The organism is Mesorhizobium sp. M5C.F.Ca.ET.164.01.1.1, assembly GCF_004792125.1.
In the GTDB taxonomy this organism is placed as follows: domain Bacteria; phylum Pseudomonadota; class Alphaproteobacteria; order Rhizobiales; family Rhizobiaceae; genus Mesorhizobium; species Mesorhizobium wenxiniae.
The window spans coordinates 1-409 of record NZ_SRTG01000145.1 but is presented as its reverse complement, the minus strand read 5'-3'; the positions used below and the strand labels follow the sequence as shown (position 1 = coordinate 409).

Annotated in this window: 1 protein-coding gene; it reads left to right on the top strand. The window is 62.8% G+C overall.

Annotated elements, in window-relative coordinates; translation table 11 throughout:
* On the top strand, positions 1-409 hold a 409-nt coding region (locus tag EN807_RS32835), incomplete at both ends, for an AMP-binding protein (RefSeq protein ID WP_145972469.1).

The window sequence follows — 409 nt, the reverse complement described above, 5'->3', positions numbered from 1 at the left end:
CCACGCCATGACCGCCGCGATGCCGGACGCCATGGGCGGTTCGTCGCGCGATATCGTGCTGCCAGTGGTGCCGATGTACCACGCCAACGCCTGGGGGCTTGGCCAGAGCGGGCCGATGATCGGCGCCAAGCTGGTGATGCCCGGCTGCAAGATGGACGGCGCCTCGATTTATGAATTGCTCGACACCGAAAAAGTGACGTTCAGCGCCGCGGTGCCGACGGTGTGGATGATGCTGCTGCAATATCTTGAGGAGACCGGCAGCAAGCTGCCTCATCTGAACAAGGTGGTCATCGGCGGCTCCGCATGCCCGCGCGCGGTCACCCAGAAATTCCAGGACAATTACGGTGTCCAGGTCGTCCATGCGTGGGGCATGACCGAGATGTCGCCGCTCGGTACTCTTTGCACCATG